Raw genomic sequence first — 26286 nt, 5'->3', positions numbered from 1 at the left:
TCCACGGTAATTCACGATTTACTTTTAAGGATGGATGGTGAGACAATTCGCTGTGGAAGCGGACCGGCTTGCGGCAAACCACCTTTTCGGCTTCGGATGTGCGGCGAGGCTTCGGCCATGAATCCGGGTTCGCCTGTTCGACTGAATCTTCAGTTTTTACGACCATGGAGCGCCATTTATGATGTCGACGGCAGCGCTGCGCAGAGCGGCGAGCATTTGTCCAAAAGGGCTGGCCATTTCCAGTGGTGAGGAACGGCGCACCTGGCCCGAGCTGTTGGGACGAGTCTCAGCGCTGGCTGGCGCCCTGCAATCTGCGGGGCTCGAGCGCGGTGATCGGGTAGCCACGCTGGCGAGGAATTCGCCTCGCTATTTTGAACTCCTGATGGCGATCTGGTGGGCGGGCGGAGTGATTGTTCCCCTCAACACGCGTTTGGCCTTCGAGGAGCTTCGCCACATCGTGGAGCACTCCGATTCCGTGCTGCTGTTCAGCGACGAGTCGTTCGAGGAGTTCGGAGCGCGGATGGCTGAGGTTCTGCCGTCTCTAAAGGAATTCATCCGCTTCGACGACGCGCGGTATGCGGCGATGCTCGAGCACCCGCGTGTTGAGGATGCTTGCGGTGACCTCAATTCGCTAGCCGGGATCTGCTACACAGGGGGGACGACCGGACTGCCCAAGGGAGTGGAGTTGACGCACCTGAACTTCAGCTTCGCCGCGATGAGCCTGCATCGCGAACTCGGGTACAACCAGGACACGGTCTATCTCCATTCGACGCCGATGTTCCATTTGGGAGACCTTGCAAATGGGCTGGCTGTGACGCTTGGCGGCGGCACGCACAGCTTCATAGCGCAATTCAAGCCGGAGGTTTTCTATCGGCGCCTGCGCGACGATGGTGTCACGCACGTTCAGCTCGTCCCAACGATGGTTGCGATGGTCCTGGACGGGCCCGAGCGCGATGACGAGCTTCTATCGCGAATTCGCTCGATCCAGTACGGTGCTGCTCCGATATCGCAGGCGTTGCTTGCTCGAATGCTGCAGGCCTTTCCCAATGCGCGGATCAACCAGTTCTATGGAATGACCGAGGCATGCGGAGGCATTTGTAGCTTGCCCCCCGACCGGCATGTCTTGAGCGGCCCCAAGGCGGGAAAACTGAAATCGGCAGGGCAGGCGTTGCCCGGCTTTGAGATCCGTATTGGGAGCGATCAATCTCGCCCATGCAAACCGGGGGAAGCGGGCGAGATCCTGCTGCGCGGCCCGGCTATCATGCGCGGTTATTGGAAGGCGCCCGAGAAGACCGCCCAGACGCTCGTTGACGGTTGGCTCTATTCCGGTGATGCGGGCTATCTAGACGAGGACGGTTTTCTGTACATCGTCGATCGGATAAAGGACATGATCATCAGTGGTGGCGAGAACATCTATTGCGCCGAAGTCGAGAACGCGTTGGCTTCACACCCTTCGGTAGACGCCTGCGCAGTCTTGGGTCTGCCCGATGAGCGCTGGGGAGATCGGGTGCATGCCGCGGTTGTTCCGAAACCTGGCGCGAGTTTGAGCATCTCAGAACTGGACGCACATTGCCGGGCGCAGATTGCCGGCTACAAGGTTCCACGCAGCTACGACATCCGCAGCGAGCCGTTACCACTTTCAAGTATCGGCAAAGTTCAAAAGAACCAACTGCGGGAAGCGTGGCTTGCCGCTGAAAAGAGCAGAGCCGGTTAGCCGGAAAACCGCATCGGACGGAATTTCTCCCACTGAAGTTACTTGTCCTCAGACCTTGGTTGGCTGCGGCGTATGACGCATTGCTGATCGACTCCTTCATCTTGAAATAGTAGGACCACCGGGGGGTGAATCCGCCTGCGCCATGACGTCCGCGGCCTTCGCGGCGGCAAAGCCATCGATGTCGCGCGCATGGCGCGCTGCTTGATCGCCTCTCGCTTTGGTCTGCACGCATGGCCGCGTCTCTCCCGCGGTGAAGGGGCGGCATGGTCGGCTAACCAAGCGCCAGTTCGACGAAGCTACCATCACTTCAAATAAGGGTTTCCGATAAATGAATCTGGATTTACTTTTTGTGCGCCATGCATTGTAATACGTTTCATGGGCCGCGCTGGACCCATCACCGCGCACCGAAATCGGAGGATTTCAGGACAGATGTTTAGGCGCCGCGTGGGGAGGAGGGCTGCTCGAAGATAGCGCCGCGCAGGCGGGCTGCATCGAACGCCCGATGCTCCTGAGGTGCGATCGCAGCGCGCTACTGCTTTGTCAACCTGAATCGGAAGACCCCGTAATGAATGCATCAAATCAACAAAAGTCGCTTGATGTCGTCATCGTCGGGGCCGGCTTCGCCGGCCTCTACCAGTTGCACCGCGCCCGCAAGGCGGGCCTGACTGCCCGCGTGATCGAGGCCGGCGAGGACGTCGGCGGCACCTGGTACTGGAACCGCTACCCCGGCGCGCGGTGCGACGTAGAAAGCCTCGACTACTCATTTTCCTTCGACAAGGAGCTCGAACAGGAATGGACCTGGAGCGAGCGCTACGCGACACAGCCGGAAATTTTGCGTTACATCCACCACGTCGCCGAGCGATTCGACCTGCGGCGGGACGTCCAGTTTCGCACGCGTGTGACGCGGGCAGTATTTGACGAACGGGCAAAGCGATGGACCCTGGAGACAGACGCGGGCGAGTCATTCGACGCGCAGTTCTGTGTTATGGCCACTGGATGCCTTTCGATCGCGCAAGCCCCGAATTTCGAGGGCCTGCACAGCTTCGCCGGCACCTGGTATCACAGCGCCGATTGGCCGAAACAGGGCGTGGATTTTACTGGCAAGCGGGTAGGGGTGATAGGCACCGGTTCTAGCGGTGTGCAGATGATTCCGTTGATCGCGGAGCAGGCCGACCATTTGACAGTCTTCCAGCGCACCGCCAACTTCAGCGTGCCGGCGCAGAACGAGCCGCTCGACGATGAGGCCGTCCGCCATGCCAAGGCCCACTACCGTGAGCGGCGGGCTCGCGCGAGAGAAGCCAACAACGGCCTGTATCTGGAGGCAGTCGACAAATCGGCCCTCGAGGTTTCAGAAGACGAGCGGCTGCGCGAGTTCGAGTTCCGCTGGCGCGGTGCCGGTGGTGGATTCCGGATGCTCCGCGCATTCAATGACCTGCTGGTCAATGAAAAAGCCAACGAGTATGTCTCCGACTTCGTGCGCTCCAAGATCCGTGCGATCGTGCGCGACCCGAATGTGGCCGAGCTGCTGTGCCCCAAGAAGGAGCTGCGCTTCGGCACGAAGCGCCTTTGTGTGGACTCCGGCTACTACGAAACATTCAACCGCCCCAACGTGACGCTGGTCGACGTGAAGGCTGCGCCGATCGAGGAAGTGACACCGCGTGGGCTGCGCACGAGCGCCCAAGCGTATGAGCTGGACATCCTCGTGTTCGCGACCGGTTTCGACGCCATGACGGGTGCGCTGCGTGCCATCGACATCCGCGGAGTCGGAGGCGTGACGCTGGGGGAAAGGTGGCAGCACGGTCCACGCACCTACCTGGGCGTATCGTGCGCGGGCTTTCCGAACATGTTCATCATCGCGGGGCCCGGCAGCCCATCGGTGCTCAGCAACGTCGTGCACTCCATCGAAGAGCACGTCGATTGGGTCACTCGGCTCATTCAGCACGCGCGTGAGACCAAAAGGGCCTACGTCGCTTGCGACCTCGAGGCGGAGAACGAGTGGGTTCACCACGTCAACGAGGTGGCCGATCGCACCCTCTACCCACGCGGCAATTCGTGGTACGTCGGCGCCAATATTCCCGGCAAACCTCGAATCTTCATGCCCTACGTGGGCGGGGTACCGGCTTACCGCAAGATTCTGAACGAGGTGGCCGATGCCGGATACCGCGGGTTCGTGCTCTCCTGAAAAACGGATAAAAGGAAGTCCTGAATGAAAACGCTTGTCCTGGGCGGTACTGGCTTCATAGGGATGCATGTCGCGCGCGAGCTTGCCGCGAGGGGCGAAGAGATTGTGATTGCAGGTGCGAGAGCAGAACGCTCGCCTGCGGAACTCAGGGAGTTTTTCGGAGAGGCCCCGCAGCAGGAACGAATTGATTTGACGGTCAGCTATGACGTCTTCGATGCGATTGCCCGTATCAAGCCCGATAAGGTATTCGACGCGTCGGGGTATGCCCCAAAATCGATGTCGCCGGCGCGTGAAGTCCATTTACGAACGGCTTGTGCGCTCAATGTGATCGAAGCCTGTCGAATCATGAATGTCGGACAGCTGACGATCACGAGTTCCAGCGACATCTACTGGGGCCTGGACTCAAAATACTATCCGTATAGCGAGGCCGGGCCGATCGCCATCACTGAACAGAAGGACCATCACTATATTCAGGCTGGGCCCAAGAAGTTGCTCGAGGCGATCGCCGCCATCTTTCAGCGCCAGACGGACCTCGACATCCGAATCGTGAGAATCGACGGCACATACGGGCCGCTCTACAACAAGATGATCAATGTCGTCGCGCGGATGGTTCACGCCGCCGTGCGCGGCGTCCCCATGGATCTGACCTCGGACAAAGGGCGCTTGCCATGCGCGGACATGGCTTGGGACTTCAACTATGTCAAGGACCATGCATACGGCATGGCGCTGGTCCACCAGGCGATTGCCCCGGAGCACAAGGTCTACAACGTGGGCAGTGGCAAAACCACGCGGCTGGACGAATTCGCTGATGCAGTCAACGCGCTGTTCCCAGGCGCGATACCGCCGTTGCCGCTGCACCCTCATGGGCCTTCGAGCGACCAACGCTATCTGGACATAACGCGCGTGCGTGCGCTCGGCTATGAACCACGATGGTCGGTTGCGACCGGCGTTGCTGATTATGTGCAATGGCTGCAATCCCACGACGTCTGATTTTCGTGCTTGAGAGCAGCGCAAGGCGATGAGGTCAGTGGGCCGCCGGCCCACGCGGTGGCGGCCACCGGAGTTTCGGTGGCCGAGTAATCCGCGCCGCGCATGAGGACCTCACGTTCCCGCGGCAGGCCGAGTTTCTCGAGCCCGCCACTTTCGATGGCCTGCCCATCCTGCCGGCAGTTGACCGCCCTGAGCACTCCATCACGCGGCTGGCTTTCCCGACGTCCGAGTCAAAGCACCGCACCTCCAAAAGTGAACAGTAAATTCTACGGTGTTCGTCCCCGCCGTTACCCGCCAGTCCTGGCTAGACGCTCTCGGCATGGCCGAAAGGGCGTGCATGGTTTCGATGCCGACGAAAGTGAATCTGAATTACAATTACGCGTCCCGGGGACGTCAGCGGAAACTCCCGATCCATGCGGCTCAGGCGGCGCTTTGACACGCACTCGGGCGTTGAATCTGGGGGGGGCGGGCGCCCCGGCGTGACCTGGATTCCTCGAGACTGAGTGATGTCGAAAAGCCGTTGAACAGCGGGAAGCCGCAATTGACGAATATTCCGGCCAAGTGCCGGTCAGACTAATGGACGATTGTTCTCGTTATGGACGAACTCATCGAGCCGGCGACCCGGCGGACACCGAAGGGCAATACGACGCGAGAAGCGATCAAGCTTGCGGCGAAGCGCGCGTTGGCAGTAGATGGGTTTTCGAACGCGAAAATCGCCGACATCATGGCGAGCGTCAACCGCTCACCGGGTGCCTTCTACAAATACTATCCAAGCAAGGAAGCACTGCTGCACGAGCTGCTTGACGAATTTCGCACGCGCCTCAAGGCAGAAGTAAACCGCCCCTTGAACACGCGTGGGGACCCGCTTGAACACCTGAAAGAGCGGTTAGGTGCGTTCTGGAAGATCTATCGCGATGACTGGCCTGTGGCAACTGCAGCATTTCAGATGTCGATGGCGGATCGTGAGTTCGCTCGTGCGTGGCATGGTGTGAGGCAACAGGGCATACGAGGCATGTCGAGCGTGATCAAGCTCCTCCAAAAGGAAGGCTATTGCGCCGGGCTCGATAGCGAACTGATTGCTTCGGCACTGTGTTCGATGCTCGAATACACCGGCTACAACTGGACTGCGCGCGCCGGTGACTTCCCAGACCGGCTGATTGATGACGGGGCGGCTATTGAGGTACTGACTCGACTGGTCCTGAACGGTGTGAGAGGCGGCGCCGCTGAGACAACAGCCGCGTCTCCCGCAGACAAGGAACCCGGCCGCGATCCGGTGCGGCGTCGTGCAAAATCGGAGCGCCGCTGAGCCGGCGAATCTTATGTAGTGGTTGAGGCCTCGAAATGCATGGGGGGCCGGAGGCGACGCGCGAAGTCGCGTTCAGCGCATGGATGTTTCGGGGACCGGCTGCGCCACCCAGTTGGTGATCCTCTGCTGTCGGCTCGAGAACTCGCGCACCAATTGTCTGGGCGTGCGCCCAGTCTTCACGAACTCCACATCTCCGCCTGGATATCCGTCGCACGAGGCTTTCGAAGCTTGCCCGTGCCGACATTCCCCTCATCCAAGAAAAGAGTCCGTCTTTCGTGGCTCAACTCAACTTCGACTGACGCCTATCGTTGCGCTTCGTGTATTGCGACGGGCTGCAGTGTCTAACGGTTCACCCCCCGATTCTTCGCGTCTGCGCAGCACAAACTCGCAGGTCGTTACTGGCAGCACAGTTCGGGTAAACCAAAAGTGAATTGCAATTTACTTATGGGCGCCGATAGGCTCTAATGGCTACCAATGGGCCGGACTTCCAAACGCCCGCTGCGGTGGCACAGCAAGGTCTCGCTCTTGACCCTCAGCGACTTGCCGAAGAATGCATGGCGTTCTTGCCAGGGAGGGCTAGGAACTGCGCCGCAAGGTGGGCGGTTACGCCCACGCCAAACAGTTGAGGCGATGACGAATTGCGCGGAAGCCGGCACGCGCGAACCGCACTGAACGACAGATGTCGCGCCGGATGGCCATAGACCGCAGGGGGCGTCATCGGCTCGTTCAGAACACGGCGGAATGTGAATCCGTCGGCATAGAGACGGTAGTCAGTCTTACTAAATAAATGGAATGGAGACAGACGCGTGAAATCTAAATTGGCCAATCTTCTTGTTGCGTCGGGCCTACTGAGCTTCGCCGGGCTGGCGAGTGCCCAGAGCAGCGTGACCCTCTACGGCTTGATCTCGACAGGTATCGCCTATGCGAATAATCAGAAAGGCGCCTCTTCATGGTACGTGGCAAACGGCCCGATGCAGGCGCCACGCTTCGGACTGAAGGGAACCGAGGACCTCGGCGGCGGGCTGCATGCCATCTTCACGCTGGAGAACGGCTTCAGTATCACCAATGGATCGCTTGGGCAGGGCGGGCGCATGTTCGGGCGGCAGGCGTTCGTCGGCTTGTCGTCCGATAGGATCGGCACGCTCACGATCGGGCGGCAATACGACCTCGGCGCCGCAACCCTCTATGGCTACGAGTCGGCGTGCCAGTTCGCCGCCTACGGCACGCATATCGGCGACAACGATAACGTGTTCGACACGTTCCGCATCAACAACGCTGTCCAGTTCAAGAGTCTCGACTATCGCGGGTTGCAAGTCGCCGCGCTGTATGGCTTCTCGAACAAGGCTGACGGGTTCTCGGACAACAGCAGCTACAGCGCCGGCGTGTCGTACCACAACGGCGGGCTGTCGCTCGGCGCGGCCTATAACCAGGTCACAAAGCCGAACGATCCGAATAACACCGGCGGCGCCGTTTCCGGCGACTACGGCTTCACTTCGCCGTTCATCACTAATCCGGCGACCGGCGCAGGCGTCGCCAAACAGTGGATGTTCGGCGCAGGCGGGGCCTATAAGTTCGGCGCGGCAAGCGCGTCCGTGCTCTATACGAAGTCGCGCTTCGACTACCTCGATACGTCCAGGCTCGACCTGAACAACTTCGAGGTCTCGCTGGTGGACTATGTCTTACCCGACTTGCTCGCCGGCGCGGCCTACATCTACACATCAGGCAGCTATCACCCACAACCTGTCGACCCGAAATGGCATCAGATCAATGTCGGGCTCGATTATTTCCTGAGCAAGCGGACCGACCTCTTTCTCGTCGGCACCTACCAGCGCGCGGCCGGCGATGCAAAGTTCGCACAGATCTATTCGCTGTCGCCTTCCAGCACGAAAACGCAAGTGTTCGGGGTGGTGGGGATGCGGACGAAATTCTGAGGCGAGGGCCCCCGGCTTGCATCGTGGCGATTGCACGAGACAGCTCATAGCTCTTCGGGCAACGCCTTCGCCTCTCGCAAGTCGGTGGAGTCGAAGCCTTCCGTGAAAGCGCCATAGGTTCCAGCGAGCCGCTGGCGGGCCGCCTCACTCTTGCCTTGTGCTTGCCACAGGCGCAGGAGGTTCAACGTGGCGCGCAGCTCGAGCGACTTCGCGGCTTGATGGCCGGCGACTGCGATCGCGTGTTGAAAGCACGCTTGCGCTAATAACGCCCCCCGTTTTGTCAACCATAGCGCGCGCCTCCGTTAGCGCGCTTGGCCCGGCCTGCGTTTGTCCGCCATGTCCGTAGGCGGTGGACCGCTGCTCAGGCTCATCAACATCGTCTGCCGCTTCTCACTAGAAACGGGCGCGACAGTATTTGCCGCGCATTTCGCGGAAACATCGGCGGGCACGGTAAAGCGGGTTGGCAGAGGATTCGAATGGAGTTATGGGGAGGCCGATCCAGCGATCCGTGACGGGTGAATGCAGCGGATATCCACCATGGCCGATTTGCGGCCACGACCTCATGTGAGCGCATGATCGTTTGACCTTGAAACCGGCCATCGCTGCCAGACGGAGTGAAGCCTACGCAGGTCCGCGGAGTTGTCACCCATTGCAAGACTGGAGTAAGTGAATAAATCTTCCCCTCAAGGACCCGAGCCCTGCATCGCGTACTTTTTTTGGCCATCCTGGCAATGCGAAGCTTGGTGGCGCGTCCGGTTTCTCGTCGTCTGGCTGCGGAACTGATCCGCACCAGTCACTCATCGGGATCAAGGTGAACCTCCGCTTTCCGGTATTCACCCCTGGCTCAGTCGAGCTCCAGAGAATCGTCGGTGCCGGGCCAATGTCCAGAGGGATACATGTCAATTCCATGGTCGCCCGCATGGCGGTACCAGACAGCTATCGGCTCATGACCTGGGCGTCTCGGTGTTCGCAGCAGCGGGATGGCCGGGGACTGGGCACAATCAACTCAATGGTTTCGGACCAACGACTCTACCGGGCTCTCAGTCTCCCGCCAAACCTGGCTAAAGCATCGCGTTACCTCGAATGGTTGGTCATCACGCATCATGTAATAAGTCGCACGCCGCAGCTTCGATGAACGCCCAGGCGAGATCCAGGCGATCCAGTAACTCGATTTCCGTTTTCGTGAATACCGCTTCGGGCGTGGCCTGTGGAACTGCGCGGCTGATCATCGTGAGCCAGAAGATGCGCCAGCTCAGGATGCAGAGGACGGAGTCTGCGAAGTCGAGTGCGTCTTCGCGCCGGAGGAGACATGTTTAACGCTTATGGCTGCACTTTGCATACCGGCAATGTGCGATCCGCGCTCCTTACCGCATCTAATCTCTTCCTTTATGGTGGATAATATGGCATTCCACGCTCCGATCACGCCATGGTGTGACCCGAGCTTTCTCTGTCCATTTTTTTACTTATGTCAGATCTTAAAGTTGTCCGCGAAACCAAAACCCTTCGTGAACTGACGCTGGACAAGCTGCGCGACGCAATTGTGCAGGGGTATTTCCAGCCGGGCGCACGCCTCGTCGAACGCACGCTGTGCGACGAGTTGGGGGTGAGCCGCACGATTGTGCGCGAAGTATTGCGGCACCTCGAGACCGAGGGGCTGGTGGATGTTATCGCGCGCCAAGGGCCGGTCGTCGCGCAACTGAATGCCGGCCAGGTTAGCGAAATATACGAACTGCGCGGGCTACTGGAGGCGAATGCCGCACGCGCGTGTGCCGAGCAGTCCACACCCGAACTCGTGAGGCGACTGCGGGAGATCCGCAAACAGATCGAAGCAGCGTTCCAGGTCAAAGACTTGCCAGCGGTGCTCGCCTACACGGAACACTTCTACGAGGCGTTGTTCGAGGGCGCGCAACGGACCGTCTCCCTGGCCGTGGTCAAGACGCTCAATGCGCGGATCAATCGATTGCGCGCACTCACGATAGCCACGCCGGGACGCAGCCAGGAGTCGAATCGCGAGATGAACATGATGCTTGATGCCATCGAACGGCGCGACGGCGATGCCGCGTCTTCCGCCTCGATCGCGCATATCAGGCGCACGGCGGAGCTTGCGCTTGCGGCGCTTGCTCAACGAAGCGAAGGGGCGGCCGAAGCTTGACGCGAACGGCCTGACGATTCTCTACCGCTTGTCTGCGCCGCGGTTCCGCGGCGCGCTCCGCGCGCTCCTTCCGAGCGCCAGACCACTCCCACTCCACTCCCCATAACGCGCCGTTCGCTTGCGGCGTTGTCTTCGCTCGACCCGGCCGCGAGGCGCTCCTGGTTTTTCAGCGCGAGGCTCCGACCGGCAACCGCGTGCCGTCGGCAACGTCCATGCCAGCCAGTTCTCCGTTCGAAATTATGGTATTCCATAATATTTTGACGCGAAAAGTTTGCTGTAGTATGGCATACCATAATCTTGTGGAGCATGAGCCGAATGAATCCTGACCGGACGCCCAGGCTTGCCGCAGCGCGCGGCGAGATTGCAGGGACGAGCTACAGCGTGCATGCGCCGAAGTCGGGCGAAGCGCCGGCAACAGTTGTCCTGATTCACGGCGTGGGGATGAATCAGAGCGTATGGTCGTCGCAGATCGAGCCGTTGACGGCGGCGAACTACGAAGTCGTGGTCTACGACATGCTCGGGCATGGCGCCAGTGCTCTGCCTCCGGCCGAGCCGACGCTCGATGATTACGCCGCCCAGCTCGAACGCCTGCTCGACGGCCTCGACATCGAGCAGGCGCACGTCGCCGGTCATTCGATGGGCGCACTCGTCGCACTCGAGTTCGCGCTGACTCGTGCGCCGCGTACGCTGAGCGTCGCTGCACTGAACGCGGTCTACGACCGCTCGCCTGCACAACGCGAAGCAGTAATGTCGCGCGCCGCGACGCTCGGCGATACACCGGCCGATACGGGCGCGATTGCGGGCGTCGACGCCACGCTCAAACGCTGGTTCGGTGACCCGGTGCCGGCGCATCTGACGCAGGCGGCGCAAGCGGTGCGCCACCTGCTGCTCTCGGTCGATCCGGTCGGCTATGCGCGGACTTACGGTCTCTTCGCCTGCTCGGACGACGTCCACGTCGGTCGGCTGACGAGCCTCGCTGTGCCGGCCTTGTTCCTGACCGCCGAGCTAGATCTGAACTCGAGTCCGGACATGTCGCGGGCGATGGCAGAGGCCGCGCCGTTCGGTCGGGCCGAGGTGGTTGCGGGTGCGCGTCATATGATGAACGTTAGCCATCCAGAAGAAGTCACCGCACGCCTGCTTGCTTTTTTCGCCGAAGCAGCGCAACGAAACGGGGCAAATGCAACGAACGTGGGGGAAGACCATGTCTGAGCCGATCATCGAACAGACTTTCGACACTCTCGAATTTCGCCGCGCACTCGGCGCATTCGTCACCGGCGTGACTGTTGTCACGACGATCCAGCCGGACGGTTCCCCGCGCGGCTTCACGGCCAACTCGTTCGCCTCGGTTTCGCTCGATCCGCCGCTGATCCTCGTGTGCATCGCGAAGAGCGCGTCGAGCCACGCGGTCTTTGCCACCACGAATCACTTCGCAGTCAGCGTGCTGGCGGGGGAGCAGAAGGCCGTGTCGGGCGTCTTCGCGTCGAAGTCGGTCGACAAGTTCGCGCAGGTCTCATGGCGCGTCCGCGCAACGGGCGCGCCGATCATGGAGGGCGCGGCGGCGACGTTCGATTGCAGGACGCACGACGTCGTGGATGCCGGCGATCACATCATTCTGATCGGGCGCGTGGTCGACTTCGTGCATACGAATTCTTCGCCGTTGGGTTACTGCCGTGGCGCGTACGTAAACTTCAGTCTCTCGCAGGACGCGCTCGCGGCAACCGGCGCGCGCGCCCAGGTGGGCGCAATTCTCGAACATCGCGACGGCCTGGTGCTGCTTGAAACGAAAAACGGTTTGCAGTTGCCGACCGGCGTCAAGCTCGAACCCGAAAGTGATGCGGGGAGCCTGCGCGGCGTGCTGGCGAAACTCGGTCTCACCGCGCATCTCGATTTCATTTTTGCCGTTTTCGAATCGGGTAGTGGTCCGTCGGCGAGCGTCCACGTCTATTACCGGGGACGCGTGAGCAGCAGCCTCGCCGCAATGATGGACACCGCGATCCACATCGTCCCGCTGCCACGGATTCCATGGAGCGAACTGCGCGACGACGCCGTGCGCTCGATGCTGCAGCGCTATGTGCGCGAGCGCAGCGAAGACGCCTTCGGCATCTACGTCGGCGACACAGAGGCAGGACAGGTCCAGACGCTCGCGACAGCACATTGAGATGCCCGGTGTCGCACGGCTGCCGCCGTCATCCAGATACGCTTTGCGACGACCGGTTTGTCTGGGGTTAATCCACCAAAAAGATCCATCAATCCAGCATCGCAGTGGGGAGACAAAGGAAAAGATGGAAAACAGCAACATGAAGCCAGCGCGTTCTTCGCCGTTGGCCGCAGAGACGACCGATTCGACGACCACGCAGTCAATTTAGCGCGACCAAACCGACTTGAAGGATACCGATATGACCCGCACCCGCAGTCTGATGATTTCTCCGCTGTTCGCGCTGTGCGCGGCAGCGTTCATGGCGACGCCGGCGCTTGCCGCAGATCCCATCGTGTTCACGAGTTGGGGCGGCACGACGCAATCGTCGCAGCAAAAGGACTGGGCGCAGCCTTTCACCCAGGGGAGCGGCATCACCGTGCTGATGGATGGTCCGACCGACTACGGCAAGCTCAAGGCGATGGTGGACAGCGGCAATGTTAGCTGGGACGTCGTCGACGTCGAGGGCGACTTTGCCTATGCCGCGCAAAAGGCAGGGCTGATCGAGCCTATCGACTACACCGTGGTCAAGAAGGGCGAGCTCGATCCACGCTTCTCGAGCGCCGATGCGGTGGGCAGCTTCTATTACTCGTTCGTACTCGGCTATAACAAATCGAGCTTCAAGGGCGCGCAGCCGCAGGCGTGGGCCGATCTGTTCGACACGAAGAAATTTCCCGGCAAACGAACGTTCTACAAGTGGTCCGCACCCGGCGTGCTCGAAATTGCGCTGCTTGCCGACGGCGTGCAGCCGGACAAACTCTATCCCCTCGACCTCGACCGCGCATTTAAAAAGCTCGACTCGATCAAGAGCGACATCGTCTGGTGGAGCGGCGGCGCGCAGTCGCAGCAACTGCTCGCATCGGGAGAGGCGCCCGTCGGCATGTTCTGGAACGGCCGTCTGCATGCGCTCGAACAGACGGGCGTGCCGGTCGGCGTTTCGTGGAACCAGAACCTGACTGCCGCGGACATGCTCGTGATCCCGAAGGGCGCGAAGCACAAGGCCGAGGCGATGAAGTTCCTCGCCGTCGCGACGAGTCCGCAGGCGCAGGCAAAGTTCGCGCAGGATACGGGCTACGCGCCGATCAACGTGAAGTCGGCGGCGCTGATGCCTGCTGCAGTCGCGAAGACGATGCCGGACCAGTACAAGACCTCCCAGATCGACCTGGACATGAAGTACTGGGCGGACAATCGCGACGCGATTGCGAAGCGCTGGTACGCGTGGCAATCGAAATAAGCGTCAGCGAAAGAGGCGTGCCCCGAAGCGGCGGTCAGGCAGAAGGCGCGTAGCAGCAACTGGAGAATGCAGGAGATACCATGCCCAATGTTCTGAGTACCGCGGCCCATCCGCCGGCGACACCCACGCGTCGGCGTCGCGACTGGCGCAACATTCGCCTGTTGATACCGGGGCTCGTGCTCCTCGTGATCTTCTTCATGCTGCCGGTGCTTTCGCTCCTGCTGCGCAGCGTGCTGGAGCCCACACCGGGGCTGCACAACTACGAGCAGCTTCTCGGCTCTTCCACCTACCTGCGCGTGTTCGGCAACACGTTCCTGGTCGCGACCGTCGTGACCGTGGTGACGGTGGCGATCGGTTTCCCGACCGCATGGCTGCTCGCCATTGCGCCGCGCAGGCTGAGTTCGCTGCTGTTTTCGATCATGCTGCTTTCTATGTGGACCAACCTGCTGGCGCGCACGTTTGCCTGGATGGTTCTGCTTCAGTCGACGGGCCCGATCAACCGCATGTTAATGGCGATCGGCCTCATCCACGAGCCGCTGCCGCTCGTGAACAACCTGATCGGTGTGACGATCGGCATGACGTACATCATGCTGCCATTTCTCGTCATGCCGCTGCACGCGACGCTGCGCAGCATCGACCCCTCGACACTGCGCGCCGCGGCGGTCTGCGGCGCGAGTCGCTGGCAGGCCTTCTGGCGCGTCCTTGTGCCATTGGCGATGCCGGGCATCGCATCGGGCGCATTGATGGTATTTGTCATGGCCCTCGGCTACTTCGTGACCCCAGCATTGCTCGGCGGCGCGCAATACATGATGCTCGCCGAACTGGTGGCCCAGCTCGTGCAGGAGTTGTTGAACTGGGGTCTCGCCGGTGCCGCCGCCTTCGTGCTGCTCGCCGTGACGCTCTCGCTCTACGCGCTTCAACTGCGGTTCACAGGCGGCGCGCGCGCCACTGCTGGAGGCCTTTGACATGTTGCTCGATTTCGACCGTTTAGGTGCGTTGCGCTGGGCGCTGCTTGCAATCGGCGCTGCCGTTGCACTTTTCCTTCTGTTGCCCATCGTGTTCATCGTCGCCTTGTCGTTCGGCGATTCGCAGTGGCTGATCTTTCCGCCGCCGGGCTGGACGCTGGAGTGGTACCGCCAGCTTTTCACCGACCCGGGATGGCTCGACTCGCTGCTCACGAGCGCCAAGCTCGCGGTGATCGTGACAGTGCTGTCCGTGCTGATCGGCTTTCTTGCATCGCTTGCGCTCGTTCGCGGCAAGTTTCGCGGCCGCAACGCGGTGAAGGCGTTTTTTCTGACGCCGATGGTGCTGCCCGTGGTGGTGCTGGCTGTGGCGCTCTATGCGTTCTTTCTGCGCATTGGCCTGACCGGCACGATGACCGGCTTCGTGATCGGCCATCTGATCATCGCCTTGCCGTTTTCGATCATTTCAATCAGCAACTCGCTGTCGAGCTTCGATACCGCACTGGAAGACGCAGCGTTGATCTGCGGGGCATCGCCGCTCGAAGTGAAGCTGCGCGTTACATTGCCGGCGATCCGGCTTGGCCTGTTCGCCGCAGCGATCTTCGCGTTCCTTGCGTCGTGGGACGAGGTGGTGGTGTCGATCTTCATGTCGAGTCCGACCTTGCAGACGCTGCCTGTGCGCATCTGGGCGACGCTGCGGCAGGACCTGACTCCCGTCGTCGCGGCAGCATCCTCGCTGCTCGTCGGACTGACGACCGTTTTGATGTTGGCGGGCGCAGTGCTGCGCCGCGCCCGATAACGCCCGAACAATGAGGTGATTAGCCATGACTTCCGCATTCCTGCAAATCCAGCGCCTGCGTAAGACCTACGACGACGTCGTTGCCATCGACCAGGTTTCGCTCGATGTGCACAAGGGCGAGTTCATGACCTTCCTCGGGCCGTCGGGCTCGGGCAAGAGCACGACGCTCTATATCGTCGCGGGTTTTCAGGAGCCGACTGAGGGTCGCGTGCTGCTCGACGGCAAACCGCTGCTGTCGGTCGCGCCCAATAAACGCAACATTGGCATGGTGTTTCAGCGCTACACGCTGTTTCCGCATCTCACCGTCGGGCAAAACGTGGCTTTCCCCTTGCGGGTGCGCCGCCGCCCCGAGGCGGAGATCAAGAAGAAGGTCGAGCAGATGCTCGCGCTGCTTCATCTCGCGGAGTTCCGCGATCGCATGCCGGGCCAGCTCTCGGGCGGCCAGCAACAGCGGGTGGCGATTGCGCGCGCGCTGGCGTACGACCCGCCTGTGCTGCTGATGGACGAACCGTTGTCCGCGCTCGACAAGAAGCTTCGCGAGGAAATCCAGCTCGAATTGCGCCGCATCCACCAGGAGACCGGCGTGACGATTCTCTACGTGACGCACGACCAGGAAGAGGCGTTGCGTCTTTCGGATCGTATCGCTGTGTTCAACAAGGGCCGCATCGAACAATGCGGAACCGGCGAAGAGCTCTATGAAAATCCGGCTTCGCGCTTCGTCGCCAACTTCATTGGCAATTCGAACTTCCTGCCTGTTCGCATCACCGCGCGCGACGCGGCGCAATCGAGCGCCGTCTTCCCGAGCGGCCATGCAATCGCGGCCACCGGCGATGCCACGCTTTCGGTGGGCGGCGACGGCACGCTGATGGTTCGCCCCGAGCAGATCCGCATTCGCGCTGCCGGGGCGGCAAAAAACACGGCGGGCTTGCCAGTTACCGTGCGAGACATCACCTATCTCGGCGACGCCATGCACTACTCGGTGACGACGCCGTGGGCACAGGACATGTCAGTGCGGATGCCTGCGGGAGATCATCGGGACAGTGGGATCGTCATCGGCACGCAGGCCTGGATCGACTGGGATGCGCGCGACACGAGGCTGTTCGCGCAGGCTTGATCGGATACAGCAATGCACCAACCGATCTCGTCCCTGAAAGTTGAGCGCCGAACGACCACGCTCAGAGCGCTTGCGCTCGAGAAAATGCGTAGCGCCATCCTGGACGCGCGTTTTCAGCCAGGCGCCCGGCTGGTCGAGCGGACCTTGTGTGAAGAGCTGGGCGTGAGCCGCACGGTCGTGCGCGAAGTGCTGCGCCATCTGGAGACGGAGGGGCTCGTCGATACCCTGCCGAATCAGGGGCCCATCGTTGCCGTGCTCGATCTCAAGACCGCAACGGAGATTTACGAAATTCGCGGCCTGCTGGAGGGCGAAGCGGCGTCCGCCTGTGCGCGGCTTGCCGACGCACGCACCGTCGACGATCTGGACGCACTGATCGACAGCATTCAGCTCGCTTTCGATGACCGGGACTATCGCGCAGTGCTGGCGTTCACGACGGCGTTTTACGAGCGCATGTTCACCGCGGGCCACAAACATGTCGCGTGGGAAATCGTCCAGTCGCTGACGGCAAGAATCAACCGTCTGCGAGCGTTGACCATCGCGTCCGACGATCGCGGCAGCCAGGCAGTTCTGGAAATGCGTCAGATCCTGGCCGCGATACGCGCGGGGGACGCGGTCGCCGCGCACAGCGCCGCCGTCACGCACATCAGCGGGGTGGCGGAAATCGCCAGGAAGCTGTTGGTTGAAGGGCAGGGCCTCTTGCTCCTGAAACGCGCGGGGTAATCTTCGGGCCCTTTGCTCCTTGCGCAGAAGCGGCGATAGAAAAGAAAAAACGGCTCGGTACGACGAAGCGTTCAGAAGAAAAAAGCACGTTCACCCACACGCCCCCACGTTTCGTGGCGGGTTAGCAGCGCATTTGACAAGGAGAGAAGAAGGCATGAAACGTCGTAATAAGAAGAACATTGCTATGTGGTTATTGGCGGGGAGCGCTTTCGTCGCGTTGAACGCGCACGCGCAATCGTCCGTCACGCTGTATGGCGTGATCGACGAGGGCATCGACTACGTCAGCAACAGCGGCGGCCATTCGCTTTGGCGCATGCGCGACGGTACGTATGACGGCGTCTATGGCAGCCGCTGGGGTTTGAAGGGCAGCGAGGATCTCGGCGGCGGTCTGAGCGCGCTGTTCAAGCTGGAATCGGGTTTCAGCACGGAAAACGGCCAAAGCCGCCAGGGCGGACGCCTGTTCGGCCGTCAGGCCTACGTAGGGCTTTCGGATGCGCACCTCGGCATGGTCACGCTCGGGCGCCAGTACGATTCGGTGGTCGATTATCTGCAACCGCTCACCGCGCCCGGACAACTCGGGGGACCGCTCGTTCATGCTGGTGACATCGACAACACGGACAACTCTTTTCGCGTCGACAATTCGATCAAATACGCGAGTCCGAAGATCGGCGGCCTGACCTTTGGCGGCCTCTATTCGTTCACCAATACGAACGCGCCCGGCCGTGGAACGACCGGCTTGTGGAGCCTTGGGGCGAATTACGCTTTTGGCGGGTTCAACATCGCGGGCGCTTACCTGTACGCGAAGAATCCCGCGGCACTTCTGACCGACGGAAATTACGTGAGCAACACCACCGGCGCGGCGATTGGCGCGAGCGGCCCGTTCAGCTACGTGGGCAATCCGGCCAATGAGCAGATCTTCGGTGCGGCGATCAATTACGCGTTGGGTTCGGCGACGCTCGGTCTGGATTACACCAACACGAAGTTCAACGACGCCAACGGCACGCAGGGCACGGTGATTTTTGCGAACTACGAAGCGTGGGGCCGCTACAACCTGACGTCGGCGTGGTACGTGGGTGCGCAGTACGTGTACACGCACGGCAACGTCGGCTACGACCAGTCGATTCCGATTTACCACCAGGTGGGACTCACGACGGCCTATGCCTTGTCAAAGCGCACCTCGCTATACGCGATGGGCGTCTGGCAAAAGGCAGCGGGCGCGGCGTCGAATGCCGACATCTTCGATGGCGCGGTGGGATCGGCGTCGTCGAACAATCATCAGACCGCGGTGCGTATCGGTATGTATCACCAGTTCTGATAGCAGCGTGCTCCGTCCTGGCGCGGAGCACGGTTTCGACCCAGCTTGATATCGCGCGCCCTGACCAGCATCGGGGTGCGCGACACTTTTTTGCAACCCCTTTAGGAATGACCATGGAATTGGCAACCCGGTTGAAGGATCCGCTGCTGTTTCGACAACAGGCCTACGTCAACGGCGAATGGCAAAGCGCAGCCAACGCCGAAACATTCGAGGTTCGCGATCCCGCAACGGGCGCGCTCGTCGGCAACGTTCCTTTGATGGGCGCGAGCGAAACACGTCAGGCGATCGACGCAGCGAACGCGGCCTCGCCCGCGTGGCGCAAAAAGACCGCGAAAGAACGCGGCGCCATTCTGCGCAAATGGCACGATCTGATGATGGAGAACGCCGATGATCTCGCGCTGGTCCTGTCGACGGAGCAGGGCAAGTCGCTTGCGGAAGCGAAGGGTGAAATCGGCTATGCCGCGTCGTTCTTCGAATGGTTTGCGGAAGAAGGCAAGCGCGTGTATGGCGACACGATTCCGACGCCGGCGAGCGACAAGCGCATCGTCGTGGTGAAGGAACCGGTGGGTGTGTGCGCCGCGATCACGCCGTGGAATTTCCCGGCCGCGATGATTACCCGCAAGGTTGGACCCGCGCTCGCCGCCGGTTGCACCATCGTCGTCAAACCCGCCGAAGCGACGCCGTTCTCGGCGCTGGCGCTGGCCGTGCTGGCCCAGCGTGCAGGAGTGCCCTCCGGTGTGTTCAGCGTGGTGACGGGTGACCCGAAGGCGATTGGTGCGGAGCTGACGTCGAATCCCGTCGTGCGCAAGCTCTCGTTCACGGGATCGACGCCGGTGGGCCGCCTGTTGATGAGCCAGTGCGCGTCGACGGTCAAGAAAGTGTCGCTCGAACTCGGCGGCAACGCGCCGTTCATCGTGTTCGACGATGCCGACGTCGATGCGGCCGTCCAGGGTGCCATCGCATCGAAGTACCGCAACAGCGGGCAGACGTGCGTGTGCACGAACCGCTTCTACGTGCACGACACCGTGTACGACCAGTTCGCGGAAAAGCTCGCCGCAGCGGTCAGCCGCCTGAAGGTCGGACGCGGCACCGAACCCGATGTCGCGCAAGGCCCGCTCATCAACGAGGCGGCGGTGCAGAAAGTTGAAGCCCATATCGCGGATGCACTCGCGAAGGGCGCGTCCGTTGTCACGGGCGGCAAGCGTCATGCGCTCGGCCACGGCTTCTTCGAACCGACGGTGCTCCGGGACGTCACCCCGGCGATGCAAGTCGCGAAAGACGAGACCTTCGGCCCACTCGCGCCGCTCTTCAGATTCAGCAGCGACGACGAGGTGATCGGCTTCGCGAACGACACCGAGTTCGGTCTCGCATCGTACTTCTACAGCCGGGACATCGGCCGCGTCTGGAGGGTTGCGGAAGCGTTGGAGTACGGGATGGTCGGCGTGAACACGGGCCTGATTTCGAACGAAGTCGCGCCGTTCGGTGGCGTGAAGCAGTCGGGCATGGGGCGCGAGGGTTCGCACTACGGCATCGACGATTATGTCGTCATCAAATATCTGTGCATGGCGGTTTGACCTGAAAAAAGCGGGGTGCAAAAGCGGACGCTCGAACATGAATACCTGGTCATCCGGAAACAATGAAGCGGGCGCGGCCCGTTTGCACGACACGGCGCTCGATCGCACCGAACCCGGCGCGGTGAGCATACCGTTGCCGGTAACGATACGCGTCGTCGCGATCTGTCTGGCGATGATCCTCGCCGAAGGTTACGACGTCGCAATTTACGGCGCCGTGCTGCCCATGCTGACGCATGGCACGAACTGGTCGCTCTCGCCATTCCAGTTGGGCGCGATTGCGAGTTGCTCATTAGCGGGCATGATGATCGGCGCGATGTGTGCCGGCACGGTGAGCGACCTGATCGGCCGGCGCTGGGTATTACTCGGCAGCGTGGCGCTGTTCTCGGCCATGATGGCTGCGGCGGCGCTGGCGCCCACGCCCACGGTCTTCGTCGTCGCGCGTGTCGTGGGCGGGTTGGGGCTGGGCGGCGTCGTGCCGACCGCCGCGGCGCTCAGCGTCGAATATTCTCCACCGCACCGGCGCTCGTTCAACTACGCGTTGATCTACACCGGCTATTCGCTCGGCGGCATTCTCATCGCGCTGCTCGCGATCGCCTGGTTGCCGACGCATGGCTGGCGATGGCTGTTCGGCCTGGGCGCGCTGCCTCTGCTGCTGGTGCTCGCGGCGGGGCCTTCGTTGCCGGAGTCGATCGATTTCCTCATTGCACGAAAACGTTTTGACGAAGCGCGGTCGCTGGCGCGTGCGCTGCGGATCCGGCACGCGTGGCTTGAAAACGAGTGCGGCGGCGACGCAGTACGTATCGCTGAAAAAAGCGCCCCCGCGCCTGTGCGTTCGTTGTTCGATCGCTCCTTCATTCATGCCACGCTGGCGTTCTGGCTCGCGATGTTTATGGGCCTGCTTCTCCTGTACGGCCTGAGCACGTGGCTGCCGCAACTCATGCGCAAGGCGGGCTATCCGCTCGGGTCGAGCCTCGCATTGCTCATGACGCTCAATCTTGCCGCCGCGCTGGGCTCGCTGTCCGGCGGTGCGTTGGCCGATCGCATCGGTTCGAAACGCGTGGTCAGCGTGTTGTATCTGCTGGCGGCTGCGAGCCTATGCGCGTTGCCGTTTGCCCATGGCGTGGTGCTCACGTATGTGCTGGTCAGCATCGCGGGGGTTGGCACGATCGGCAACACCATGCTGCTTGGCGCTTATATCACGCAGTACTACCCGCCTCACAGTCGGGCGACTGGAATCGGCTGGGCGCTCGGCATAGGACGCTTCGGCGCGATCGCGGGACCATTGATCGGTGGCGTTCTGGCGCAATGGGACGTCGTGCTCGCGTGGAACTTCTTTGTGTTTGCTGCCGCGGGTCTGCTGGCGGCAATCGCCGTGCTGATGGTACCGGGCAATCGCACAAGGCCGATACGAGACTGAACTACAACCACAACTTGCCAGTTTCAACATGAAAATCATTAAAAGCGTCTCCATCTCCAGCAAGATCTTCATCGCGTTTTCAGGCGCGATTTTCGTTTTTATTGTCAGCGCGTGCGTTTGTCTTTACAGCGTTCGGGCCATTGATCAGAAGCAGAAAGAGATCGAAGCATCGGAACAGATGTTGCGTCTTTTGAAAGACGGGACGGGCGACTATCTCAACATAATCTGGGCGGTTCTGGCGAACAACCTCAACGGGAAGGCGTCACACAAGCAATGGATCGTCGATCACCGCCCAGACTTTGGCGAAAAATTGACGAAGCTCCGCGCGATGGATCCCACGCCCGAAGGTGCGGCACTGGTCAACGAAGGTCAGCGGGAATACGACGCGTGGGTAAGAACGGTCGTCGACCCGCTCGTGGAGATGCGCAAGAAGGTGGACGCTTTTTCGGTGAACGTGAGCGACCTCTCCACGTTGACCGAGAGTTTCGGCTCATATCTGGGAACCGAAAAACTGATTGCGGCGGTCGGAAAGCTGGAAAGCTATGAGCAGCAGAGAGTGTCGGCGAATCGTGCGCAGCTCGATTCGCTGCGCACCTCGATTTACGCTAGCGTGCTCTGCGCGTCGTCGATTGCCGTGCTAGCGTCGATTCTCGCAGGACGATGGCTATCGCGCACGATTTCCCGGCCGTTGAAACAGGCCGTATCGGTGGCGACGTGTGTCGCCGAAGGCGATCTGACGAATCGCATCGAAGCGACGTCGACGGACGAAACCGGACAATTGATGCTGGCCATGAAGGCGATGAACCAGAGTCTCGCGGGCATCGTGGGCGGAGTTCGCTCCAGCGCCGATCGCATTGCGTCTGCGTCCAGCGAGATTGCCGTTGGTAATCTCGACCTGTCTTCGCGCACCGAGGAGCAGGCGAGTTCGCTGGAGGAGACGGCCGCGAGCATGACGCAACTGACCGAAACCGTGCGCCAGAATGCGGACAACGCACGTCAGGCCAGTACACTGGCGACGCGCGCGTCCAGCATGGCGGACGCAAGCAATGAAGCGGTGCACGGCATGGTCGAGACGATAGAACGCATCAGCGGCAGCTCGGACCAGATTTCGGAAATCACCGGCGTGATCGAAGGCATCGCTTTCCAGACGAACATCCTGGCCTTGAATGCGGCGGTCGAAGCCGCGCGCGCAGGTGATCAGGGACGCGGGTTTGCCGTCGTGGCGAACGAGGTGCGCGCGCTCGCCCAGCGCTCGGCAACAGCGGCGCGGGAAATCAAGGAACTGATCGGGTCATCGGTGGAGACAATCCAGAGCGGAGCGAGGCGGGCGCATAACGCAGGCGGCACGATGACCGAAGTGAAGCTCGCGATCAGGCAGGTGGCCGACATCGTAAGCGAGATCGCGGCAGCATCCGACGAACAAAGCAGGGGCATCGAGCAGGTGAACCAGGCTGTGAACCTGATGGACAAGGTCACGCAGCAGAATGCGGCGCTCGTCGAGCAGGCTGCCGCGGCGGCCCAGTCGCTGGAAGACCACGCGATGGATCTGAAAAATGCCGTTGCGGTATTCAATCTCGCGGATCACGCTGGGCAACACGCGTAGACCGTAGCGGCAACGCAGAACCGGCTCGTTGCAGCAACGAGCCGGCTGAAGATCGCAATTCAATAAACGCGATTCAACGGGCGCGGTTACTCGGACGCCGTGGCGCCTGCTGGAGCGCGGCGCGGGGAGCGTGAACCGTTGGTCGGCGCGAGCAGGTAGTAGGCAAGCGCCGTCGCAACGAGGCCGACCATCCAGGAAACGTCCGCACCGCCAAGCAGCGACGCCCAAGGGCCGTGGAAGAAGCTCTCTTCCATGAACGGCACCTGAACCGCAATGCCGAAGACGTACAGTGCGATCGCCGTCACATTGAACGAGCCGTACATGCCGCCGTCACTGCTGATGATTTCAGCGACGTGGTAGTGTCGTTTGTTGATGAGGTAGAAGTCGACGAGATTGATCGCAATCCACGGCGCGAGCACGATGCGCATCGCGAAGATTGCATTCAGGAAGATCGCGATGAAGTTGCTCGACGCCCACAAAAACGCGGTGACGGTGGACCCGATCAGCAGGATCGTCGACACGACGACGCGAACGTTGCGGCCAGGCATCCAGTGCGGACGGAACGTTTGCGCGGCGGTGATGAAGGACAGCACAGCGCCGTACAGATTCATGCCGTTATGCCCGATGATGTTGACGAGGAAGAGGAAGATCAGCACATAGCCGAACATGCCCGTCTGCGTGCGGATGGCCTGCATGGCGTCGGTGGTATGGCCGGTACTCACGGCGACCACGCCGAACACGAATGCGAAGATCGTTCCCAGCGACGTGCCGAAGTAGGTGAATGCGAAGGTCTTGACGAACCCGGTGGAGCTCGGCAGGTAGCGCGAATAGTCGGACGTATACGGTGCGAAGCTGATTTGCCACACCGCGCAGAGTCCGAACATCGCGAACCAGCCGGAGAGATCGAAATGGCCCTGCTGGAAGACGTGGGCGTCGAGGCCCGGCGCCATCAGGATCATGCCGATCAGGAGCGCGCTGCCCATGAACCACGCACCAACCTTGTTGAAGCGATGGATGAAGTGATAGCCGATCACGCCGACCAGCGTCGCGAGAACGGCGCCCATCACTGTCGCAACCGGCACGGGAACCGGCGGGATAGCGGCGTGCAGCGTCTTGCCCGCGAGAATGATGTTCGAAACGAAGAACCCGAGATAGATCAGCGTGGTGAATCCCACCACGAGCAACGACCCATACCGGCCGAATTGCGCACGGCTCTGAATCATCTGCGGCACGCCGACGAGCGGCCCCTGCGCGGAGGTGAGGGCGTGGAAAATCGCGCCGAAGAATTGCCCGACGACGATGGCAAGAATGGCGCTCACCAGATCCAGGTGGAAAATCAGCACTGAGGTAGCGCCGGAAATCACGGCCAGCGGCGCGACATTCGTGCAGAACCACAAGGTGAAGAGATCGACCGGTTTGCCGTGCCGGTTTTCCGGCGCAACATACTCGATCGAGTTGCTTTCGATGGTCAGAACGCTGTTATCGTTCGCCGGGTTTGTCATCATGTCTCCATTTTTATACCAGACTGCGCCGCACCACGAACGCAATGCGTGTGGCGACAGCGCAGCCTTTACGGCTTTGAATCGATACGGCAGGGGAGCGCGCCCGTCTAGCGCATCACGAACGGGTCGCTGATCGGGTCGTCCGAGGTGCGAAGCCACACGGACTTCGTCGTCGTGTATTCGAGCGCAGCGGCGAATCCGCCTTCACGGCCATGCCCCGACAGTCCGAAGCCGCCGAATGGGACGAGCGGCGAAACCGCCCGATACGTGTTGATCCAGACGATGCCCGATCGAACGCGCTTTGAAACGCGATGGGCACGCGTGAGATTGGTAGTAAAGATGCCGGCTGCAAGACCGTAGGCTGTGCTGTTTGCCTTTTCGATTGCTTCCTGTTCGGTGGCGAACGTATCCACCGAAAGCACCGGCCCGAAGAGTTCCGTCGTAATACTGTCCGCGTTCGCGACACCGGTACAGTCCAGAATCGTGGGCGCGTAGTAGAAGCCGGCGCGCTCGATAGCCTTGCCCCCCGTCAACACTTTGGCGCCCTGGCGCACGGAGCTTGCAACGACCGACTCGATATTACGCAGTTGCCGCTTGGTGCAAAGCGGCCCGTATTCCGTTGCCATGTCATTGGGCAAGCCGACGAGAATGCGCGAGACGCGTTCGACCAGCAACGCAAGAAACTCGTCCTTGACGGATGCTTCGATCAACAGACGCGAGCCCGCGACACAGCTCTGACCGCTGGCAGCGAAAATGGCCGCGACCTGTGCATTCACGGCGCTTTGAATGTCGGTGTCAGCGAATACGATGAACGGCGATTTGCCGCCCAGCTCCAGCGAAACCTTGGCGAGGTTATTCGCCGTGTTCGCGACAATATGCTTCGCGGTTTCGGGGCCGCCCGTGAAGGCGACTTTGTCCACCTTTGGGTGGCTGCTGAGCACGGCGCCGCATTGCGCGCCAAAGCCCGTGACCATGTTGACGACACCCGGAGGGAACCCGGCTTCGTGGACCACGCGAGCGAATTCGAGCAACGGGCCGGGCGCTTCCTCGGATGCCTTGAGCACCACCGTGCAGCCGGCGGCAAGCGCCGGCCCGAGCTTCACTGCGGAGAGGAACAACTGGCTATTCCATGGAACGATCGCGGCCACCACGCCAACGGGTTGGCGGTCGAGCCAGACCTGCATGTCCGGCTTGTCGACGGGAATATGGCTGCCTTCGAGCTTGTCGGCAATGCCCGCGTAATAGCGGTAGTACTCCGCCACGTACGCGATCTGGCTGGACGTCTCGCGGATGATCTTGCCGGTATCGTTGGTTTCAATTTCAGCGAGTCGCGGCGCAGCCTTTTCGAGGAGTTCGGCAAGCCTGTACAGCAGTTTCCCTCTGGCCGACGCGGTGATGCCGGCCCACGCAGGATCGGTCAGCGCACGGCTGGCGGCGTCCACGGCGCGGTTGACCTCGTCGTTCCTGGCCTCGGGCATCTGCGCCCACACTTCGCCCGTAGCCGGGTTCACGCTTCCGAACGTCGCGGCGCCCGATTCGAACTGGCCGTCGATATAAAGCTGAAAATGAAAACTCAT

At 61.3% G+C, this 26286-nt stretch carries 20 protein-coding genes; 17 read left to right on the top strand and 3 right to left on the bottom strand.

Annotated features, from left to right (window positions below; genetic code table 11):
• Positions 1 to 178 precede the first annotated feature (178 nt).
• The 5 genes from OKW35_RS39785 to OKW35_RS39765 all read left to right on the top strand — a co-directional run bounded on the left by OKW35_RS39785 (position 179) and on the right by OKW35_RS39765 (position 8123).
• Complete coding sequence (locus tag OKW35_RS39785) at positions 179 to 1714, top strand: class I adenylate-forming enzyme family protein (protein ID WP_429554923.1); 1536 nt, start codon at positions 179 to 181, stop codon at positions 1712 to 1714.
• Between the two features lie 565 nt (positions 1715 to 2279).
• Positions 2280 to 3896, top strand: coding sequence for a flavin-containing monooxygenase (locus OKW35_RS39780; RefSeq protein WP_429554922.1), 1617 nt, complete (start codon positions 2280 to 2282; stop codon positions 3894 to 3896).
• A gap of 24 nt (positions 3897 to 3920) precedes the next feature.
• Positions 3921 to 4886 (top strand): NAD-dependent epimerase/dehydratase family protein, encoded by a 966-nt coding sequence (locus OKW35_RS39775; protein WP_429491871.1) that lies wholly within the window; start codon positions 3921 to 3923, stop codon positions 4884 to 4886.
• Between the two features lie 595 nt (positions 4887 to 5481).
• Positions 5482 to 6192, top strand: a complete 711-nt coding sequence (locus OKW35_RS39770) for a TetR/AcrR family transcriptional regulator (protein ID WP_184063074.1) — start codon at positions 5482 to 5484, stop codon at positions 6190 to 6192.
• A gap of 806 nt (positions 6193 to 6998) precedes the next feature.
• Positions 6999 to 8123, top strand: a complete 1125-nt coding sequence (locus OKW35_RS39765; RefSeq protein ID WP_429554921.1) for a porin — start codon at positions 6999 to 7001, stop codon at positions 8121 to 8123.
• Positions 8124 to 9217: 1094 nt separating this feature from the next.
• Here the strand turns inward: OKW35_RS39765 and OKW35_RS39760 are convergent.
• A complete protein-coding gene (locus tag OKW35_RS39760) occupies positions 9218 to 9352 on the bottom strand; it encodes a hypothetical protein (protein WP_429491875.1) in 135 nt (44 codons plus the stop codon).
• A 236-nt stretch (positions 9353 to 9588) separates the two neighbouring features.
• On the opposite strand from OKW35_RS39760, the gene OKW35_RS39755 reads away from it, so the two are divergent.
• The 12 genes from OKW35_RS39755 to OKW35_RS39700 all read left to right on the top strand — a co-directional run bounded on the left by OKW35_RS39755 (position 9589) and on the right by OKW35_RS39700 (position 23207).
• Positions 9589 to 10275: a GntR family transcriptional regulator gene (locus tag OKW35_RS39755; RefSeq protein ID WP_102634254.1), complete on the top strand. Its 687-nt coding sequence runs from the start codon at positions 9589 to 9591 to the stop codon at positions 10273 to 10275.
• 315 nt (positions 10276 to 10590) lie between these two features.
• The gene (locus OKW35_RS39750) at positions 10591 to 11484 is read left to right on the top strand and encodes an alpha/beta fold hydrolase (protein WP_429355287.1); all 894 of its coding nucleotides are present in this window, start codon (positions 10591 to 10593) and stop codon (positions 11482 to 11484) included.
• Positions 11477 to 12433, top strand: a complete 957-nt coding sequence (locus OKW35_RS39745) for a flavin reductase family protein (protein WP_429491878.1) — start codon at positions 11477 to 11479, stop codon at positions 12431 to 12433. The genes OKW35_RS39750 and OKW35_RS39745 overlap by 8 nt, the downstream gene beginning before the upstream one ends.
• A 238-nt stretch (positions 12434 to 12671) precedes the next feature.
• Complete coding sequence (locus OKW35_RS39740; RefSeq protein WP_128598245.1) at positions 12672 to 13703, top strand: ABC transporter substrate-binding protein; 1032 nt, start codon at positions 12672 to 12674, stop codon at positions 13701 to 13703.
• An 80-nt stretch (positions 13704 to 13783) separates the two neighbouring features.
• Positions 13784 to 14668 (top strand): ABC transporter permease, encoded by an 885-nt coding sequence (locus tag OKW35_RS39735; protein WP_027194702.1) that lies wholly within the window; start codon positions 13784 to 13786, stop codon positions 14666 to 14668.
• A 1-nt stretch (position 14669) separates the two neighbouring features.
• Positions 14670 to 15464: an ABC transporter permease gene (locus OKW35_RS39730; protein WP_102634259.1), complete on the top strand. Its 795-nt coding sequence runs from the start codon at positions 14670 to 14672 to the stop codon at positions 15462 to 15464.
• Positions 15465 to 15489: 25 nt separating this feature from the next.
• Entirely contained in the window at positions 15490 to 16578 is a 1089-nt protein-coding gene (locus OKW35_RS39725; protein WP_429554920.1) for an ABC transporter ATP-binding protein, read from the top strand.
• Between the two features lie 12 nt (positions 16579 to 16590).
• Positions 16591 to 17298 carry a GntR family transcriptional regulator gene (locus OKW35_RS39720; RefSeq protein ID WP_184063065.1) on the top strand — a complete coding sequence of 236 codons (708 nt, stop codon included), beginning with the start codon at positions 16591 to 16593 and terminating at the stop codon, positions 17296 to 17298.
• Between the two features lie 154 nt (positions 17299 to 17452).
• Complete coding sequence (locus tag OKW35_RS39715) at positions 17453 to 18613, top strand: porin (protein WP_429554919.1); 1161 nt, start codon at positions 17453 to 17455, stop codon at positions 18611 to 18613.
• A gap of 113 nt (positions 18614 to 18726) precedes the next feature.
• Positions 18727 to 20187 (top strand): NADP-dependent succinate-semialdehyde dehydrogenase, encoded by a 1461-nt coding sequence (gene gabD / locus OKW35_RS39710; RefSeq protein WP_429554918.1) that lies wholly within the window; start codon positions 18727 to 18729, stop codon positions 20185 to 20187.
• A gap of 37 nt (positions 20188 to 20224) precedes the next feature.
• Positions 20225 to 21604: an MFS transporter gene (locus tag OKW35_RS39705; RefSeq protein ID WP_429554917.1), complete on the top strand. Its 1380-nt coding sequence runs from the start codon at positions 20225 to 20227 to the stop codon at positions 21602 to 21604.
• A gap of 28 nt (positions 21605 to 21632) precedes the next feature.
• Complete coding sequence (locus OKW35_RS39700; RefSeq protein WP_429554916.1) at positions 21633 to 23207, top strand: methyl-accepting chemotaxis protein; 1575 nt, start codon at positions 21633 to 21635, stop codon at positions 23205 to 23207.
• An 86-nt stretch (positions 23208 to 23293) separates the two neighbouring features.
• On the opposite strand, the gene OKW35_RS39695 is transcribed toward OKW35_RS39700, so the two are convergent.
• Together OKW35_RS39695 and OKW35_RS39690 are read right to left on the bottom strand one after the other, a co-directional pair.
• Positions 23294 to 24712: a purine-cytosine permease family protein gene (locus tag OKW35_RS39695; RefSeq protein WP_429554915.1), complete on the bottom strand. Its 1419-nt coding sequence runs from the start codon at positions 24710 to 24712 to the stop codon at positions 23294 to 23296.
• A gap of 104 nt (positions 24713 to 24816) precedes the next feature.
• On the bottom strand, positions 24817 to 26286 hold the full coding sequence (locus tag OKW35_RS39690) for an aldehyde dehydrogenase (RefSeq protein WP_429554914.1): 1470 nt from the start codon (positions 26284 to 26286) through the stop codon (positions 24817 to 24819).

It is taken from the genome of Paraburkholderia sp. MM5477-R1, assembly GCF_050436385.1.
GTDB lineage: Bacteria > Pseudomonadota > Gammaproteobacteria > Burkholderiales > Burkholderiaceae > Paraburkholderia > Paraburkholderia tuberum.
Note: the sequence above shows the minus strand (reverse complement) of the source record. Positions and strands in the feature narration are given on the sequence as shown.

Excerpts from the sequence above, each read along its gene's own strand:
- OKW35_RS39720 (WP_184063065.1), top strand. The coding sequence starts at position 16,591 with ATGCACCAACCGATCTCGTCCCTGAAAGTTGAGCGCCGAACGACCACG.
- OKW35_RS39745 (WP_429491878.1), top strand. The coding sequence starts at position 11,477 with ATGTCTGAGCCGATCATCGAACAGACTTTCGACACTCTCGAATTTCGC.
- OKW35_RS39750 (WP_429355287.1), top strand. The coding sequence starts at position 10,591 with ATGAATCCTGACCGGACGCCCAGGCTTGCCGCAGCGCGCGGCGAGATT.
- OKW35_RS39770 (WP_184063074.1), top strand. The coding sequence starts at position 5,482 with ATGGACGAACTCATCGAGCCGGCGACCCGGCGGACACCGAAGGGCAAT.
- OKW35_RS39700 (WP_429554916.1), top strand. The coding sequence starts at position 21,633 with ATGAAAATCATTAAAAGCGTCTCCATCTCCAGCAAGATCTTCATCGCG.
- OKW35_RS39690 (WP_429554914.1), bottom strand. The coding sequence starts at position 26,286 with ATGAGTTTTCATTTTCAGCTTTATATCGACGGCCAGTTCGAATCGGGC.
- gabD (WP_429554918.1), top strand. The coding sequence starts at position 18,727 with ATGGAATTGGCAACCCGGTTGAAGGATCCGCTGCTGTTTCGACAACAG.
- OKW35_RS39775 (WP_429491871.1), top strand. The coding sequence starts at position 3,921 with ATGAAAACGCTTGTCCTGGGCGGTACTGGCTTCATAGGGATGCATGTC.
- OKW35_RS39725 (WP_429554920.1), top strand. The coding sequence starts at position 15,490 with ATGACTTCCGCATTCCTGCAAATCCAGCGCCTGCGTAAGACCTACGAC.
- OKW35_RS39705 (WP_429554917.1), top strand. The coding sequence starts at position 20,225 with ATGAATACCTGGTCATCCGGAAACAATGAAGCGGGCGCGGCCCGTTTG.
- OKW35_RS39760 (WP_429491875.1), bottom strand. The coding sequence starts at position 9,352 with ATGATCAGCCGCGCAGTTCCACAGGCCACGCCCGAAGCGGTATTCACG.
- OKW35_RS39755 (WP_102634254.1), top strand. The coding sequence starts at position 9,589 with ATGTCAGATCTTAAAGTTGTCCGCGAAACCAAAACCCTTCGTGAACTG.
- OKW35_RS39780 (WP_429554922.1), top strand. The coding sequence starts at position 2,280 with ATGAATGCATCAAATCAACAAAAGTCGCTTGATGTCGTCATCGTCGGG.
- OKW35_RS39695 (WP_429554915.1), bottom strand. The coding sequence starts at position 24,712 with ATGATGACAAACCCGGCGAACGATAACAGCGTTCTGACCATCGAAAGC.
- OKW35_RS39730 (WP_102634259.1), top strand. The coding sequence starts at position 14,670 with ATGTTGCTCGATTTCGACCGTTTAGGTGCGTTGCGCTGGGCGCTGCTT.
- OKW35_RS39735 (WP_027194702.1), top strand. The coding sequence starts at position 13,784 with ATGCCCAATGTTCTGAGTACCGCGGCCCATCCGCCGGCGACACCCACG.
- OKW35_RS39785 (WP_429554923.1), top strand. The coding sequence starts at position 179 with ATGATGTCGACGGCAGCGCTGCGCAGAGCGGCGAGCATTTGTCCAAAA.
- OKW35_RS39740 (WP_128598245.1), top strand. The coding sequence starts at position 12,672 with ATGACCCGCACCCGCAGTCTGATGATTTCTCCGCTGTTCGCGCTGTGC.
- OKW35_RS39715 (WP_429554919.1), top strand. The coding sequence starts at position 17,453 with ATGAAACGTCGTAATAAGAAGAACATTGCTATGTGGTTATTGGCGGGG.